General features: G+C 71.2%; 12 protein-coding genes and 1 pseudogene. 5 read left to right on the top strand and 8 right to left on the bottom strand.

What is annotated here, in order from left to right; all coding sequences use genetic code 11:
- The first annotated feature begins 180 nt into the window (after nt 1-180).
- Entirely contained in the window at nt 181-1,647 is a 1,467-nt protein-coding gene (locus AAHG03_RS17070) for a cobyric acid synthase (RefSeq protein ID WP_342152051.1), read from the top strand.
- Here the strand turns inward: AAHG03_RS17070 and AAHG03_RS17065 are convergent.
- Entirely contained in the window at nt 1,623-2,711 is a 1,089-nt protein-coding gene (locus AAHG03_RS17065; RefSeq protein WP_342151924.1) for a DUF3616 domain-containing protein, read from the bottom strand. The two genes, AAHG03_RS17070 and AAHG03_RS17065, sit on opposite strands and share 25 nt — an antisense overlap.
- A gap of 264 nt (nt 2,712-2,975) precedes the next feature.
- On the bottom strand, nt 2,976-3,971 hold the full coding sequence (gene cbiB / locus AAHG03_RS17060; RefSeq protein WP_342151923.1) for an adenosylcobinamide-phosphate synthase CbiB: 996 nt from the start codon (nt 3,969-3,971) through the stop codon (nt 2,976-2,978).
- A gap of 4 nt (nt 3,972-3,975) precedes the next feature.
- Between cbiB and cobD the strand changes: the two genes are divergently transcribed.
- On the top strand, nt 3,976-4,965 hold the full coding sequence (gene cobD / locus AAHG03_RS17055; RefSeq protein ID WP_412759763.1) for a threonine-phosphate decarboxylase CobD: 990 nt from the start codon (nt 3,976-3,978) through the stop codon (nt 4,963-4,965).
- Between the two features lie 9 nt (nt 4,966-4,974).
- On the opposite strand, the pseudogene AAHG03_RS17050 reads toward cobD, so the two are convergent.
- A pseudogene (locus AAHG03_RS17050) lies at nt 4,975-6,149 on the bottom strand (MFS transporter).
- A 241-nt stretch (nt 6,150-6,390) separates the two neighbouring features.
- Between AAHG03_RS17050 and AAHG03_RS17045 the strand changes: the two are divergent.
- Entirely contained in the window at nt 6,391-6,591 is a 201-nt protein-coding gene (locus AAHG03_RS17045) for an arginase family protein (protein WP_342151920.1), read from the top strand.
- Between the two features lie 25 nt (nt 6,592-6,616).
- On the opposite strand, the gene AAHG03_RS17040 is transcribed toward AAHG03_RS17045, so the two are convergent.
- The 3 genes from AAHG03_RS17040 to AAHG03_RS17030 are packed head-to-tail and all read right to left on the bottom strand — an operon-like array spanning nt 6,617 to nt 9,161.
- Complete coding sequence (locus AAHG03_RS17040; protein ID WP_342151918.1) at nt 6,617-7,258, bottom strand: TadE/TadG family type IV pilus assembly protein; 642 nt, start codon at nt 7,256-7,258, stop codon at nt 6,617-6,619.
- Nucleotides 7,258-7,857, bottom strand: a complete 600-nt coding sequence (locus AAHG03_RS17035) for a TadE/TadG family type IV pilus assembly protein (protein WP_342151916.1) — start codon at nt 7,855-7,857, stop codon at nt 7,258-7,260. Before AAHG03_RS17035 ends, AAHG03_RS17040 begins: the two co-directional genes overlap by 1 nt.
- Entirely contained in the window at nt 7,854-9,161 is a 1,308-nt protein-coding gene (locus AAHG03_RS17030) for a pilus assembly protein (protein WP_342151914.1), read from the bottom strand. Before AAHG03_RS17030 ends, AAHG03_RS17035 begins: the two co-directional genes overlap by 4 nt.
- A gap of 284 nt (nt 9,162-9,445) precedes the next feature.
- On the opposite strand from AAHG03_RS17030, the gene AAHG03_RS17025 reads away from it, so the two are divergent.
- Nucleotides 9,446-10,855: a malonyl-CoA decarboxylase gene (locus tag AAHG03_RS17025; RefSeq protein WP_342151913.1), complete on the top strand. Its 1,410-nt coding sequence runs from the start codon at nt 9,446-9,448 to the stop codon at nt 10,853-10,855.
- Nucleotides 10,856-10,906: 51 nt separating this feature from the next.
- On the opposite strand, the gene AAHG03_RS17020 is transcribed toward AAHG03_RS17025, so the two are convergent.
- A complete protein-coding gene (locus AAHG03_RS17020; protein ID WP_342151912.1) occupies nt 10,907-13,216 on the bottom strand; it encodes an MHYT domain-containing protein in 2,310 nt (769 codons plus the stop codon).
- Between the two features lie 128 nt (nt 13,217-13,344).
- The gene (locus AAHG03_RS17015; RefSeq protein WP_342151911.1) at nt 13,345-14,115 is read right to left on the bottom strand and encodes an N-formylglutamate amidohydrolase; all 771 of its coding nucleotides are present in this window, start codon (nt 14,113-14,115) and stop codon (nt 13,345-13,347) included.
- 205 nt (nt 14,116-14,320) lie between these two features.
- On the opposite strand from AAHG03_RS17015, the gene AAHG03_RS17010 reads away from it, so the two are divergent.
- Nucleotides 14,321-15,634, top strand: a complete 1,314-nt coding sequence (locus AAHG03_RS17010) for a glycerate kinase type-2 family protein (RefSeq protein WP_342151910.1) — start codon at nt 14,321-14,323, stop codon at nt 15,632-15,634.
- Nucleotides 15,635-15,688: the final 54 nt, after the last annotated feature.

The following is a 15,688-nucleotide window of genomic DNA, read 5'->3' as shown; positions in this document are numbered from 1 at the left end:
ACTCGCTGCGGCCAGTCGTGGATTCCGGGTTCTCGCCTTCGGCGAGCCCCGGAATGACGGCGCGTTTGTTTTCCAAGCCGCGTATCACTGCTGCCCCGAAACCCTCGACCACACGGCCCCTTGGTGCCATTCGGAGCAGATGCGTCCATCCACGAGCCCTTTCCCGTGACCCGCGCCCTGATGATCCAGGGCACCGGCTCCGATGTCGGCAAGTCGCTGCTGGTGGCCGGGCTCGCCCGCGCCTTCACCCGGCGGGGCCTCACGGTGCGTCCGTTCAAGCCGCAGAATATGTCGAACAACGCCGCCGTCACCGCCGATGGCGGCGAGATCGGTCGCGCCCAGGCGCTCCAGGCGCGGGCCGCGCGGGTGGCGCCGTCCGTCCACATGAACCCGGTGCTGCTCAAGCCCCAGAGCGAGGTCGGCTCGCAGGTCGTGGTGCAGGGCCGGATGATCGGCACCGCCAAGGCACGCGAGTACCAGAGCTGGAAGCCGCGCCTGATGGCCTCGGTGCTCGACAGCTTCGAGCGTCTGTCCGGGGAGGCCGACCTCGTGCTGGTCGAGGGCGCGGGCTCGCCGGCCGAGGTGAACCTGCGCCGCGGCGACATCGCCAATATGGGTTTTAGTCGCGCCACCGGGACGCCGGTGGTGCTGGTGGGCGACATCGACCGCGGCGGCGTCATCGCCAGCCTCGTCGGCACGCAGGCGGTGATCGAGGCGGAGGACGCGGCGATGATCCGCGGCTTCATCGTCAACCGCTTCCGCGGCGACCCGAGCCTGTTCGCCGACGGCATGGCGCTCATCGCGGCGCGCACCGGCTGGGCCCCGCTCGGCCTCGTGCCGTTCTTCGCGGATGCGGCGCGCCTGCCGCCGGAGGATGCGGTGGCGCTCGACGCGCCGGACGCGCGGCGCGAGGGCGTGCCCCTGGTGGCGGTGCCGGTGCTGCCGCACATCGCCAATTTCGACGACCTCGACCCGCTGCGGCAGGAGCCGGGCGTCGCGGTCGCCTTCGTGCGCCCCGGTTCGCCGATCCCGGCCGACGCCGCTCTGATCGTGCTGCCGGGCTCGAAGACCACCATCGACGACTTCGCCTTCGTCCGGGCCCAGGGCTGGGACATCGACATCCTGGCCCATGTCCGCCGCGGGCGGCCGGTGCTGGGGCTGTGCGGCGGCTACCAGATGCTCGGGCGCAGCATCAGCGACCCGGACGGGATCGAGGGCGCGTCGCGCGCCGTGCCGGGCCTCGGCCTCCTCGACATCGCGACGGTGATGCGGGGCGAGAAGCGCCTCGTCGCCGTGACGGGCGAGACCGTCAGCGACGGCGCGCCGTTTGCCGGCTACGAGATGCATATCGGCGACACGACCGGGCCCGACACCGAAAAGCCGCTGCTGCGCTTTTCCGACGGGCGGCCGGACGGCGCCGTCTCAGGCGACGGGCTGGTCTCCGGCACCTACGTCCACGGGCTGTTCGCCGACGACCGCCAGCGCGCGGCCTGGCTCGCCCGGCTCGGCGCGCCGCCGTCATCCGCGAGCTACGAGGCCGGCATCGAGACGGTGCTCGACCGCTTCGCCGACCATCTCGAGACGCATCTCGATTGCGACCGGCTGCTGGCGCTCGCCGAACCCTACCGTAGGCCCGGCACGGTGTAGCTGCGCGGCGCGCCGTTCTTCAGGCTGTCGAAGAACACCAGCACGCGGTCCTTGCCGACCATGGTGATCGCCTCGGGCTTGCCGCGCTTCTCCGATTCGTCGAGCGGGGCGAGGCGCCCCAGCGCCACCGCGCCGGCCTTCCCCTTCGGATCGAAGCGGAACAGGCGGTAGGGCACGTCCTGGAACTGCGCCGGGCCGGTCAGCACCAGAAGCTCGCCGTCCGGCAGCACCGTCAGGTCGCGGATGCCGGCGCCCTCGCCCACCTCGAACGGGATCACCCGCGGCGTGCCGGCGTAGGGCTCGTGCCCCTTCGCGAACAGCGCCTCCACCGACACGGCGACGAGGAAGGCCCTGCCTCCGAGGGAGGGCGCCCGCAGGCCGGCATAAAGGTCGTCGCCGACGACGGCGAGGCCCTCGATGTTAAGGCCGTTCTCGTCGGTGAGATCCTTCAGGAAATGGGCCCCCACGGTCTCGGCCCGCGCCAGCGCATCACCGAGCCGCCATGTGGTCTCGACCGCCGCCTCGGCGTCCCCGCCCTCCGCCACGTCGGGCTTGCCCTCGGCGGTGACGCGGATGCGGGCGAGCAGCATCGCCGAGAGCGTGAACGCCTTGGCGCGGCGGGCGCAGCCATGCGAGCCGGTGACGTAGAAGTAGGGGGCGGCGTAGGCCACGCCCTCGCCGTCGAGTTCCTTGAACCGCTGTCTGGGGTCCGGGCAGCCGGGGCCCTTCGGTTGCCGGCCGCGCGTCTCCGGGTTCGGGCCCTCGCCGATCAGATCGACGCGCTTCTTCGGTTCAATTCTTTGGCCGTCGATGGTGGCGAACTGCGCCTTGCCGCCCTCGTCGTTGATCAGCAGGCAGCGGCGCTTGCCGCCGCCCAGATCGACGCAGGCGATGCCGCTGATGTCCTCGGCGACGTTCCTGTTGCCGGCCTCGTCCCGGCCCGGCGCCCACAGGTCGCCTGCGAGGTCGTAGGGGTGCGGATCGGGTTGCAGGATCGGCTCGGAGGCCATGGCCGGCGCCACCGTGAGCAGGAGGACGGTCGAGAGGCGGAGGAACGAACGCAACAGGATGATCCGGTGTGGCTTTTTCGGAGTGTCGGGGGCGGGGTGGCGTGCTGTCAACGCGCCGGGCCCCGAACCTAGGCGCCGTCATCGAACCCCAGCACCGTCATTCCGGGGCTCGCCGAAGGCGAGAACCCGGAATCCACCCGTGATGCACGACTTCACAATGCGTCGCGGCCAGTCGTGGATTGCACGCCTCCGGCGCGCCCCTTCGGGTCCGGGTTCCGCTGCGCGGCCCCGGAATGACGGGGGTGTTCGTAAGGTTGCCTACAGCCCGAAGGCGATCCCCGCCGCCGCCACGACACCCGCGAACATCAGCCCGCAGGCCCGCCGATACAGCCGCAGCGCCCGCTCGATGTCGGCGGGGCCGGCCTCGGCGCGGCCGTCGCCCATCCAGGCGTCCTCGACGCGGGTGGCGCCGTAGGTGCGGGGGCCGGCGAGCCGCAGGCCGAGCGCGCCGGCCATGGCGGCCTCGGGCCAGCCGGCGTTGGGCGAGCGGTGGTGGCGGGCGTCGCGGCGCACCGCCCGCCATGCCGCGCCGGCGGAGGCGTCGCGGTCCATGGCCGCGGCGACGATCAGCAGGAGCGCGGTCAGGCGCGAGGCGGGCAGGTTGACGAGGTCGTCGAGGCGCGCGGCGGCCCAGCCGAAGGCCTCGTGGCGCGGGGTGCGGTGGCCGATCATGCTGTCGGCGGTGTTGATCGCCTTGTAGAGCGCCCCGCCGGTCAGCCCCCCGGCGCCGATCCAGAAGGCCGGCGCCACCACGCCGTCGGAAAAGTTTTCCGACAGGCTCTCGATGGCGGCGCGGCAGACCGCGGCCTCGTCCAAACTCTCTGGATCGCGGCCGACGATCATCGAGACGGCGCGGCGCCCCCCCGTCAGCCCCTCGTGCCGCAGCGCGGCGGCCACGCGCCGCACGTGGACGAACAGGCTGCGCTGCGCGGGCAGGCTCGCCGCGAGGACGGCGAGGATCAGGATGCCGATGGTCTCGCCCGCGAGCCCGGCGAGCGCGGTCAGCGCCAGGGTGAAAGCCGCCACGACCGCGAGCAGCACCAGAAGCGCCCCCACGCCCTTGAGGCGGCGGGCCGTGAATTCCCCGCGGTTCAGCGCCTTATCGAGCCGGGCGATCAGGCGGCCGATCCACGTGACAGGATGGCCGAGCGCCCTGTAGAGGCCGTCGGGATAGCCGCAGACCGCCTCGATCAGCAGCGCGAGCGCGAGGATGCCGAGGGCGTCGGGCGGGTGGGTCAGGGCGGTCCAGGGCATTTGTATGGGGAGCGGCGTGGAGGAAGGGCCGGAGGCGATCCCGCACGGCGGCGATCTCGGCGCGGCGCGTCGGCTGTTTCCGGCGGCGCCCGAGCCGTGGATCGACCTCTCGACCGGCATCAACCCGGTGCCCTACCCGTTGCCGCCGTTCGAGGCCAGCGCGCTCCACCGCCTGCCTTCGCCCGACAACCTCGCCCGGCTGAAGACGGCGGCCGCCGAGGCCTATGGCGCGCCGGATGCCGACCACGTCGCGGCGGCGCCGGGCACTCAGATTTTGATCGAGACCCTGCCGCGATTGGTGGAAAGAACCCGCGTCGCGGTGGTCGGCCCGACCTATGCCGAGCACGCCGCCGCCTGGGCGCGGGGCGGGCACGCTGTGGAGGTCGTGCCCGATCTCGCGGGTGCCGCGGGGGCGGGCGTCGTCGTGGCGGTGAGCCCCAACAATCCGGACGGGCGGGTGTTTTCGCCGCACGATCTGCGCCGCGCGGCGGCGCCGGGCGGGCTCGCGGTGCTGGATCAGGCCTTCGCCGACCTTGAGGACACCGCGCCGGCCGCGCCCGGCCCCGGCCTCGTGGTGCTGCGCTCCTTCGGCAAGACGTTTGGGCTCGCCGGCCTGCGCCTCGGCTTCGCGCTCGCCGAGCCGGCTCTGGCCCGGCGGTTGGAGGCGGCGCTCGGGCCCTGGGCGGTCTCGGGCCCGGCCATCGCGGCGGGCTGTCTCGCACTCCCCGATGCGGGCTGGCGCCGGGAGGCGGCGGACGCGCGGGGCCAGGACGCGGCGCGGCTCGACCGCATGATCGTTCGCGCGGGCGGCCGGTTGATCGGAGGAACGGTCCTGTTCCGCACCGCGGCGTTCGCCGACGGGCCCGGCTTGTTCCGGCGGCTGGGCGAGGCCGGAATCTATGTCCGGCGCTTTCCCGAGCGGCCGGACGAGCTGCGCTTCGGCCTGCCGCCGGACAAGGCGGCGTGGTGCCGGCTCTCCCGGATCCTCAAATGAGGATCGCGCTCAAGTAGCCGTCCTGCCCCGGTCGAGCAGCGCCACCCCGAGCGCGGCGAGCGCGCAGACGCCGCCGACCGCGCAGACGCCGGGCCAGCCGGCATAGAGGAAGGCGCGCGAGCCGCTGAACGCCCCAATGGCGCCGCCGACGAAGATCGCGGTGAACAGCACGGTGTTGATGCGCCCCCGCGCGCCCGGCACCAGGGCGTAGGCGCGGGTCTGGTTGGCGATGAGGGCGCCGTTCAGCCCGATATCGAGGAGCAGCACGCCGATCCCGATGGCGACGAGCGAGGTCTCCCCGGCCATCGCCAGCACGCCGAAAGCGGCGGCCACGAAGGCGCTTCCTGCGATCACCACGGGCCGGGCCCCGCGCCGGTCGCTGTAGCGCCCGGAATGCGGCGCGATCAGTGCACCGACGACGCCGATGACCCCGAACAGCCCGGCCCCCGCGGCGGTGAGCCCGAAGGGCGGCGCCTCGACCAGCAGCGCCAGCGTCGCCCAGAGGCGTTGAAGCTCGCAAACAGCAGCGCTTGCGTCAGGCTGGCTTGGCGCAGCACCGGTTGCGTCCGCACGAGGTGGACGAGCGAGAGCATCAGGGCGCGGTAGCGCAGGCGCTGCCGCGGCACGATCCGCGGCAGGGTGCGCCAAGCAACGACCGCCAGAGCCACGGAGACGATGGCCGCTACAAAAAAAACGCTGCGCCAGCCGTAATGGGCGCCGAGCAAGCCGCTCGCGGTCCGGGCCAGCAGGATGCCCGACAGCAGCCCCGTCATCACCCCGCCGACGATGCGCCCGCGGGTGGCGTCGGGGGCGAGTTCGGCGGCGAACGGCACCGCCTGCTGCGCCGCGCAGGCCAGCACGCCGATGGCGAGGCTGGCCAGCGTCAGCACCGCGAGGTTCGGCGCGACCGCCGCCGCGACGAGGGCGAGCGCCAGCCCGAGGAGCTGGCGCACGATCAGGTCGCGGCGCGGCAGCGCATCGCCGAGCGGCACGAGGAACAGGATGCCGAGCCCGTAGCCGACGAGGCTCGCGGTCGGCACCAGGAGCGCGGCCCGCTCGCCGAACTCGGCCACCAGCACGGCGAGCAGCGGCTGGTTGTAGTAGATGGTGGCGACCGCCCCGCCCGCGATCAGGGTCAGCCCGATCCGGGTCGGCCGGGAGAGGTTTGGCGTGGGGCCTTGCATGGGCCGCGGTCTACGCCGGAGACGTTGCGCCGCGCCAGCCCGGCCCGCGGCGGCGCTGGCATGTCCGGGCCGGCTGCCTATATGTCATTTGGTGTGTTCGTCCGCCCGCCGCCGGCTAAGCTTCTGATTCGTCAGACATCGTGGCGGATCGGACCGAGGTTTGGGTACGCCGCGACACGCGGCCGACCGCCTCGTCCTCAAGAGGGCACGCGACACGTTTCACGACGCCAGGGAGCCGTGCATGTCGAGCTACCGCATCCAGTTCGCGAAGGAGATTTTTGGGGTTCCGTTCACCGTCGGCCATGTCGACATCAGCCGGGCGCGCGATGCCGGGCGGGCGATCCGCGCCGCCGAAATCCGCTTCGCCCGCAGCCACGGCGTGACCGACTGGCGCGAGCGGGCCGACACGGCGGCGTTGGCGGGCGGCCACGCGCAGGATTGATCCCATCGACCCGCGAGGTTGCCGCTCAAGTCGCCTTCGGGTCGCAGGCTTTGCCGCCGGGCATGACGATTTCGGCATCCTGCCCAGTGCCTAGGCTCTTGCCCCCGCGAACGGGCCAGGCGACGCTTTCCGACCAGTTGAAATCCAGCTTGAACGTCGGCAGCAGGCGCCTGAGCACCGATCCGAACAGGGGCTGGTAGGTCATCTTCACCTCGGCGAGGACGTAGCGCGCGCCGGCTCGCTTGAAGTTGTCGGGGACCACCAGCGATTTGTCCTTGCCGACGATGCGCGTTATTTCCTTCTTCGGATCCAGCGCCCATGTCGAGCAGATGTAGTTCGCGTTGTTCGCGTTCACGCCAACGGACGAAATCTGGATGATCGCTTGATTTGCGTCGAAGGGAGCGAGGATCGGGCCTGCCGAACCGCGATTCAATTTCATTTCTTCGTCGGTGGCTTGGCCAGTGCTGTTCTGTGACGTCAAGTCGGCGAGAGTGCGGGCCAGCGCGCTGACCTTGTCGCGATGGTCGGCGACGTTCACGTACTCGGCCACGCCGTAGACCATGGCGATCAGGATCGGCACGATGAGCACGAATTCGAGCGTGGCGATTCCGGATTCGCTCTCGGCGAAGCGGCGGCCGCAGCCGCGGCGAGCAGGGACGCGTCGCATCAACAGCCTCCGGTGAGATTGCTCTCGAATGGCTCGACCTTGAAGACCGCGGCGGATTGCAGCAGCGCTGCGCCTCCCTTGAAGCTGCCCATTCCGATTTTCAGGAATAACGGCGCGATCAACGGGAGTTTGACGGCGGCCCGTACCACTGCAATGCTCTGCTTGCCTGGGCACTTATAGGTTGTGCCGAAATTCGTTCTCCAATTTTTGGAGTCGGGATCGAGGGCCGATTGTTTCCAGAGAGGGTCGTCGAATTTAGTGACGATCTGAACGTCGACTTTCAGATTCTCGCACTTGAAAAACACCACCGGCGATCCGCTTCCGTTGCACATCATGGCGCGCAGGTTCTCCAGGCTCTTGGCCGGCGTGAGCTGCGGACCGTTGGCGTTCTGGAACGAGCCCGTCAGCAGGGCGCGGGTGGCGACATGGAGCGAGGCGTTGAGGTTCTGACGCGCGAGGTGGACGACCGCGTACTGGATCAGGATCAGCATCACGGCGATCAGGAGCGAGCCGAAGAAGGCGAACTCGATGGCGTAGGCGCCGCCCTCGTCGCGCAGGAAGCGTCGGCGGGCGCCCCTCGGCGCGTCCGATGGGCTCATTGCGAGAGCCTCACGGTCTTGAAGGTGCTGTAGAGCGCCTGGAACGCATCGCCGATCGACGCCGTGGTCGAGGCGTTGATGAACATCGACGGCGTGCTCGCGCAGGCCTTGAGCTGGGGCACGATGTCGTCGAAGCGCGTGCCCGGTCCGCCGATCTGGCTCGGCTTGCCCAGCGTGTCGTTGAAGCCCCAGTCCCACGGCATGTTGATGTAGGGGGCATAGAGCACGCCGACCGTCACCTTCGCGTCGAGCTTGCGGCAGTCGGCGGGATCGAACGGGCGGACCAGCGGACGCATCCACTCGTAGCCGCCGTGGCTCCAGAGGCGGTTCGGGTCCTGCACCCCGTCGGTGGCGATGATGACGAGCTTGTGCGGCTTGGACGTGCCGTCGCCGGGTTGGCCGACGGCGGCGGCGAAGCTCGGCATGATGTCCGAGAAGTGGGTGCCGCCCTCGGTCTCGCTCGATGCGTTCGGGGTCTTCGGCAGCGAGGTCAGGGCGGTATCCAGCGTCGAGGTCAGCGCGACGATCTGGCTGAGGTTGTTGCTGAACGAATGCACCGAGATGCGCAGCCGCTTGCTGGAGGCCGACTGCTTGATGAGGGCGTTGACGAAGTCGGTGATACCCTTGTTGATCTCGTTGATGCGCAGATTGACGCCGTTCTTCTGCGCCCAATCGAACGTGTCGGCGTAGGTGGTGGTCTTCTTGTTTTTCCCCGACCCGGTCGTCTCGGTGAACGGGTTGTTGTCGTGGCAGGCGAAGGCGCAGCCGATCCTGTTGCGGAGCTTGGTGACGTCGGCATCGGTCGCGCCGATCGCCATCGAGCCCGACACGTCGATCAGCAGGTGGATGTCCACCAGCGGCGACAGGCTGACGGCGGAGGTGGCGTTGCTGCTGATCGGCAGCGACTTGAAGCCCAGCACGCCCAGCATCGTCGTCGGCATCGATGCGGTGTAGCTCGCCGTGATGGTGGCGACGCGGTTGGCGAGCGCGACCTGGACCCGCCCGACGGTGTCCTTGGGCAAGTTCTTCATCGCGTTGAAGTAATCGGCCCCGGCCTTCTCCGCGATGGAGCGCACGTCGCCGTCCGACTTACCGGCGGCGTCGGCGTCCTGCGCGGCGCGGGCCGCGACCAGGGCCGCGGCGTCGAGCGCCGTGTTGAGGCGGGTACGCTCCGAGACCGCGTGCCCGAAATCCACCGCGCCGCCGACGATGCCCATCAGCGGCACCATCATCACCGCCACGAGCACCGGGAGCGAGCCCCGATTCTCCTGGCCCAGACGCTTGAATGTTTGAAAGCGGGTCATGGCGGCCGCGAAGACTTCCGGAAATCTGATCGCTGTTGTTTATTCGCCGCCGATTGAAAAAAGTTTAAGCGGTTGTTCGGGAATCCGCCCTATCCCTAAGAACGCGTTGCGATCGACGGCACGGTTATCCGAATCTTGCGCCGACTCACGATCGCGGCATGCACCGGTTTCGCCGCCCCCAAGGCTGTCCTGCGCTGGCGGAGCGGGCGGCGGGGCCCTACCTTGGGGAGAGGCTTGGCCGCCCGTCCGGGGCGCCGGCCCCGGCTTCGCGGGAGCTGACGATCATGGCGGCGATCTCGTTCCTCGGCGACCTGCTCCAGACCATCAGCGACCGCGGGCGCGACCTCATCAGCTTCGGCCGCGGCGACCTCGCCCGCACCGCGAGCGCCGCCGACCTCGCCAAGCTGTGCGAGGACCTGATCTCCCGGCGCGGCGAGGCCTCGGGCGTGGCGCTCGCCCGCCTCGTGCTGGAACGCTACGCCGCCCTGCCGCTGGACGAGCGGCTCGCCTTCCTCGGCCTCGTCGCTGACGAGTTCGGCGCCGACCACGCGGCGGTGGAAGAGGCCATCGCCGCCTACCGCGCCGAGCCGAGCCGCACGCGGCTGGGCGTGCTGCACGAGGCCGCCGAGCCGCGCTCGCAGGAGCTGATCCGCCGCCTCAACCTCGCCCGCGGCGGTACGCTGGCGCTGGTGCGGATGCGCGAGGACCTGTTCGTGCTGAAGAAGCGCCTCAAGGATCGGGGCGCCGCCCCCGCGACGCTCGACGCGGTGGACAGCCTCGACAGCGATTTCGAGCACCTGTTCGCCTCGTGGTTCAACCGCGGCTTCCTCGTGCTGCGCCACATCGACTGGTCGACGCCCGCCGACATCCTCGAAAAGATCATCCGCTACGAGGCGGTCCACGAGATCGCCGACTGGGACGAGCTGCGCCGCCGGATCGAGCCGCCGGACCGGCGCTGCTTCGCCTTCTTCCATCCGGCGCTGCTCGACGAGCCGCTGATCTTCGTCGAGGTGGCGCTGACGACGGCCATCGCGCCCGCGATCCAGCCGATCCTCGCCCACGAGCGCGAGACGATTCCCGCGCGCGCAGCCACGACCGCGATCTTCTACTCGATCTCGAACTGCCAGAAGGGTCTGGCCGGCGTCACCTTCGGCAACTTCCTCATCAAGCAGGTGGTCGAGGACCTCGCCCGCGAGATCCCCTCGCTCAAGACCTTCGTGACCCTCTCCCCCGTGCCGGGGTTCCGCACCTGGCTCGACCGCGAGCGGAGGGCCGATGCTCCGCAGGGCCTGACCCGCGAGGACGTGGATACGCTGCGCGCCCTCGACGGCGACGAATGGCGCCACGACAAGGCGGCGTGCGAGGCGGTGCGCCGCGCCATGCTGCCCGCGGCCGCCGCCTACTTCCTGCGCGCCAAGAACCCCCGCGGCCGTCCCCTCGACCCGGTCGCCCGGTTCCATCTCGGCAACGGCGCCCGGCTGGAGCGGATGAATTTTCTCGGCGACACCTCGAAGAACGGCATGCGCCAGTCCTACGGGCTGATGGTCAACTACCTCTACGACCTCTCGGCGATCGAGAAGAACCACGAGACCTACGCCAACCTCGGCACCGTGGCGGCCTCCTCCACGGTCAGCCGCGAGTTGCGTACGAACCTGCCGCCGCCCCGCGCGGTGGTGCTGGCCGAGGCGGGTTAAGGCGCGTCCCGTCGCCGACCGCTGCGCCGGTTCGATCGCGAACCGTGAGGTTCACCCGCCCCGCACGGGGCGGAACGCGACGACCCGGTCCGCCCCGTCCCTCTGCCTGAGGCAGTCCGTGATCGCGGCGGCGAGATCGGCCTGTCCGTAGGGCTTGTTCAGCCGCGGCAGCGCGAGGTGGGCGTCCTGCGCCGCCTCCGCATGGCCCGTCGCGAGCAGGACGGGCAGGCGCGGCCACTCGGCCCGGATCGCCTCTGCGAGCTGGCGGCCGGTCATGCCCGGCATGGCGTCGTCCGTGATCACGAGATCGACCTTGCGGTGGTCCCGCCGCAGGGCGCTCAGCGCCGCCTCGCCGGACGCGGCTTCGAGCACCGCGTGCCCGAGGTCGTCGAGCGTCGCCGCGAGGCTCGCCAGGACGAGGGCGTCGTCGTCGACCGCCAGGACCGTCAGCGGGCGCATCGCGGCGCCGATCTTCTGCACAGCGTCGGCGGCGGTCGCGTCGGCCTTCTCGGCGCCCCCCTCCCGGGCCGCGGCGACGGGGAGCCAGATCTCGGCGGTCGTGCCCGCGCCCAGGCGGCTCTCGAGGACCAGGGCGCCCCCGGACTGCTCGGCGAGGCCGTTCACCATCGACAGCCCGAGCCCGGTGCCCCGGCCCACGCCCTTCGTGGTGAAGAACGGCTCCATCGCCTTCCCCAGCGTGGCCTCGTCCATGCCGGTGCCGGTGTCCGCGACCCAGAGGCAGACGTAGCGGCCCGGCGAGAGCCCGCGCACCTCCTCCGCCCCGACCGTCTGCGCGCGCGCCCCGACCGTGATGGTGCCGCCGTCGAGCATGGCGTCCCGCGCGTTGAGGGCGAGGTTCAGCAGCGCCAGTTCGAGCTGGTTGGCGTCCGCGTAGGCGTCGGGCAAGCCGAGGGGGAAGCGCGTCTCGATCTGCACCTGCGGGCCGATGGAGCGGCGCAGCAGATCCTCCATGCCGCGCACGAGATCGGGGGGCGAGACCGGCTCGGGCCTCAGGCTCTGGCGGCGCGCGAAGGACAGCATGCGCTGCGTCAGCGAGGCGCCCCGCTCCGCCCCCTGGATCGCGTGCTCGATGAGGCGCGTGAGCCGGGGATCGTTGGGCAGGCGCCGGCGCAGGAGATCGAGGTTGGCGATCACCACGGCGAGCAGGTTGTTGAAGTCGTGGGCGATGCCGCCGGTGAGGCGCCCCACCGCCTCCATCTTCTGGGCCTGCCGCAGCGCCTCCTCGGCGCGCCGCCGCGCGGTCACGTCGACGATGCCGCCGAGCGCCCGCAGGAATTCCCCCTCGGCGTCGCGCTCCACCTGCGCCGAGAGGAGCACGTCGAGGGGCTCGCCGCGATGGGTGACGAAGCGGTACTCGGCGTCGCGCAGCGTCCCGCTCGCCAGCAGCTTCGGCCAATCCTCCTGCACGCGGCGACGGGCCGATTCTTCGTTCATGAAGTTGATCAGCGGGCGGCCCACGACGCTCCCGCGCGGGTAGCCGAGCAAGTCGAGCCACGCGTCGCTGACCTCCTCGATCCGGCCCTCGGCATCGAGGGCGTGCAGCGGCAGCGGCGTCTTGCGGTAGAGCGCCCGGAACTGCTCCTCGCTCCGGCGCAGCGCCACGGCCTCGCGCTCGGCGAGCACGGCGAAGCGCCGGTCGAACATCGCCGCGATCAGCGAGAGGAACAGGATCAGGAAGGTGGTGGCGGCGACCGCGAGCGCGAGGTTCGTCTGGCCGATGCCGGCATCGCCGTGTGCGCCGTCGATCATGCCGTGCGCGGTGAACGAGGCGGCGACCATGGCTGTGTAGTGCATGCCCGAGACCGCGGCGCCCATCACGCAGGCGGCCACGAGCCTCTGCCCCAGCCCGGTGTTCTTGAAGGCCAGCCACAGCGCGACGGTCGAGGCGCCGACCGCGATCAGGATCGAGACGGACACCCACAGCGCGTCGTAGCGTAGCGAGGCGGGCACGTGCATCGCGGCCATGCCGGTGTAGTGCATCGCCGCGATGCCGATCCCCATGAGCAGGCCGCTCGCCGCCAGCGCGAGGCGGCTGCGCCCCGGCCGGTTCACGATCGCGAAGCCGATTCCGGTGACCGCGATGGGCACGATCAGCGACAGGAGCGTGAGGCTGATGTCGTAATGCGCCTCCATGCCCGGCATGCTGAAGGCCAGCATGGCGACGAAGTGCATGGCCCAGATGCCGCCGCCCATGGCGAGCGCCGCGGTCGCCAGCCACGCATGCGCCGCCCAGCCCGTCGCGGCCCGGATGCGGCCCGCGAGATCGAGGGCGGTGTAGGAGGCGACCGTCGCGATGAGGATCGACAGGGTGACGAGGGTGCTGTCGTGGGCGCCTGACACGGACGGACTCGCAAGGGCGCGAAGCGGCGGCCCCGGCAGAGCTTAGGAGGCTTCGTCGCGGCCTCCAAGGGGCCGAGCAAGGGGCCGAGGCGCAAACGGCTTTTTCCCGAAAAGCGACCGCTCGCCCCTCAATTCCCCCGCAGCATCGGCCGCAACAGCCCCGCGAACCGCTGCGCCCACTCCTCCTGCCCCTCCGGCCCGCCGATCAGGTCCTGGCGGATCTCGATCAGCGCGTTCGGCAGACCGCGGGCGGTGGCGTGGCGGTCGATGGTGTCGCCGGGCAGGCCCCCGCCGTAGGGCTCGTTGTCGCCCACGCACAGCCCGGCGGGGTCGGCCTTGAGCGCCGCGATGATCGGGCGGGCCATGCGGTCGTCGCGGTCGTAGAGGACGCCGACCTGCCAGGGCCGGGCGACCGTGCGCCAGAACGGTGTGAAGCTGTGCATGGTCAGGATCATCGGCGGCGCGCCGGCCTGTTCGGCGCGGGCCACCGCCGCGTCCACCGCACGGTCGAACGGCGCGTAGAAGCGGCGGATGCGCTCCGCGACGCCCATGGCGTCGATGCGGGCGTTGCCGGGCACGATGGCGCCGTCCGACAGTCGCATCACCAGCGTCGGGTCGCGCTTGCCCCGGTTCGGGTCGATGATGAGGCGGGAGAAGTGCGTCAGCACCGCCGGCACGCCGAGGAGCGCCGCGAGCCGGCGCGTCACCGCCGCCGCGCCGATGTCGTAGGCGATGTGGCGGGAGAATTCCGGCTCCGGCACGCCGAGCCGGTCGAGGTCGGTCGGCACGTGGTTCGAGGCGTGCTCGCACAGGATCAGCAGGCCGCGGGCGGGATCGCCGTCGAGGATTTCGGCGGGCTCTTCCGGAGGAAACGTCGGTGCGCGGTCGGGGCTGAGCATGGCGTCTATCTGGGCCGCTCCGTCCGCTTCGACAGAGCCGGGCCCCGTGATGCGGGATCGGTGCCGCGATTGTTCGGCATCCTCGGAAGCACCAACAAAAAGAATGCTGTGCCCTGCGAAAGTTTTGTGAAACGGCGAAGGCTTGCCGCGCCGCCGGGGCTCGGGCAAGCACGGGCCTAAGTAAGACGCTGCCGCGAGGACGCCCATGACCGCCCCAGCCCCGACCGATCCGGCCATCCGCGAGCGGCGCGCCCTGCTGTCCGCCATCCTCGACGAGGCCATCGCCGCCGCCCACCCGCGCAAGTGCCTCGTCGGGCATCTGCCGGCACCGACGCCGGGGCGGCTGATCATCCTCGGCGCCGGCAAGGCCGGCGGCTCCATGGCCGCGGTGGCGAGCGCGTTCTACCGCCAGGAGCACGGCGTGCCGGAGGACCGCATCGTCGGCCTCGCGGTCGCCCGCCACGGCTACGGCGAGGACGCGCCGGGCATCCGCATGGTCGAGGCGGGCCATCCCGTGCCGGACGCCGCCGGCATCGAGGCGACCAAGGAGGCGCTGGCGCTGGCTGCAAGCGCCGGCCCGGACGACGAGGTGCTGGTGCTGCTCTCCGGCGGCGGCTCGGCCAACTGGATCGCCCCCGCGGGCGACCTGACGCTCTCCGAGAAGCAGGCGATCACCAAGGCGCTGCTGCGCTCCGGCGCCCCGATCAACGAGATCAACGCCGTCCGAAAACACCTGTCGCGCATCAAGGGCGGACGCCTCGCCGTGGCGGCGCAGAACGCCAAGAAGATCCTGACGCTGGCGATCTCCGACGTGCCGCACGACGACCCGTCCGTCATCGCCTCCGGCCCGACCGTGCCCGATCCCTCGACCCTGGCGGATGCCCGCGCGATCTGCGAGCGCCGCGGCATCACGCTGCCCGATTCCGCGGTGGCGCTGCTGAACGACCCCGCCAACGAGACCCCGAAGGCGGGCGATCCGGCCTTCGCCCGGGCCGAGTACCGCATCATCGCCCGGCCCATCGACGCGCTGGAGGCGGCGGCCGAGGCCGCCAAGCGCGCGGGCTACGAGCCGGTGATGCTGGGCTCCGACCTCGAAGGCGAGGCCCGCGAGGTCGCCGCCGAGCACGCGCGCCTCGCGCTCGACGCCAAGACGGAGGGGCGCCGCGTTGCCCTGATCTCCGGCGGCGAACTCACCGTCACCATCCGCGGCGAGGGCGACGGCGGCCCGAACCAAGAGTATGCGCTGGCGCTTGCCATCGCGCTGGACGGCGCCGAAGACATCGCCGGCATCGCCGCCGACACCGATGGCACCGACGGCGGTCGCGGTGCTGCCACCGATCCGGCCGGCGGCCTCGTCGATCCCTCGACGCTCGCGCGCGCCCGCGCCGCCGGGCTCGATCCGCAGGCGATGCTGACGGACAACGATTCGACGCGATTCTTCGCCACCATCGGCGATCTCGTCCAGCCCGGTCCGACCCGCACGAATGTCAACGATTGCCGCGTCATCCTCGTCGGTTGAATCCGGGTTCCCGAAGGGATCATCCCTTTGGCGGGGCCAAAGGGGACAGATCTG

It is taken from the genome of Methylorubrum subtropicum (genome assembly GCF_038442325.1).
Lineage (GTDB): Bacteria > Pseudomonadota > Alphaproteobacteria > Rhizobiales > Beijerinckiaceae > Methylobacterium > Methylobacterium subtropicum.
Note: the sequence above shows the minus strand (reverse complement) of the source record. Positions and strands in the feature narration are given on the sequence as shown.

Coding starts and splice junctions, on each gene's coding strand:
- AAHG03_RS17070 (WP_342152051.1), top strand. CDS start 181: ATGATCCAGGGCACCGGCTCCGATGTCGGCAAGTCGCTGCTGGTGGCC.
- AAHG03_RS17040 (WP_342151918.1), bottom strand. CDS start 7,258: ATGCGACGCGTCCCTGCTCGCCGCGGCTGCGGCCGCCGCTTCGCCGAG.
- cobD (WP_412759763.1), top strand. CDS start 3,976: ATGGGGAGCGGCGTGGAGGAAGGGCCGGAGGCGATCCCGCACGGCGGC.
- AAHG03_RS17015 (WP_342151911.1), bottom strand. CDS start 14,115: ATGCTCAGCCCCGACCGCGCACCGACGTTTCCTCCGGAAGAGCCCGCC.
- AAHG03_RS17010 (WP_342151910.1), top strand. CDS start 14,321: ATGACCGCCCCAGCCCCGACCGATCCGGCCATCCGCGAGCGGCGCGCC.
- AAHG03_RS17030 (WP_342151914.1), bottom strand. CDS start 9,161: ATGACCCGCTTTCAAACATTCAAGCGTCTGGGCCAGGAGAATCGGGGC.
- AAHG03_RS17025 (WP_342151913.1), top strand. CDS start 9,446: ATGGCGGCGATCTCGTTCCTCGGCGACCTGCTCCAGACCATCAGCGAC.
- AAHG03_RS17045 (WP_342151920.1), top strand. CDS start 6,391: ATGTCGAGCTACCGCATCCAGTTCGCGAAGGAGATTTTTGGGGTTCCG.
- cbiB (WP_342151923.1), bottom strand. CDS start 3,971: ATGCCCTGGACCGCCCTGACCCACCCGCCCGACGCCCTCGGCATCCTC.
- AAHG03_RS17035 (WP_342151916.1), bottom strand. CDS start 7,857: ATGAGCCCATCGGACGCGCCGAGGGGCGCCCGCCGACGCTTCCTGCGC.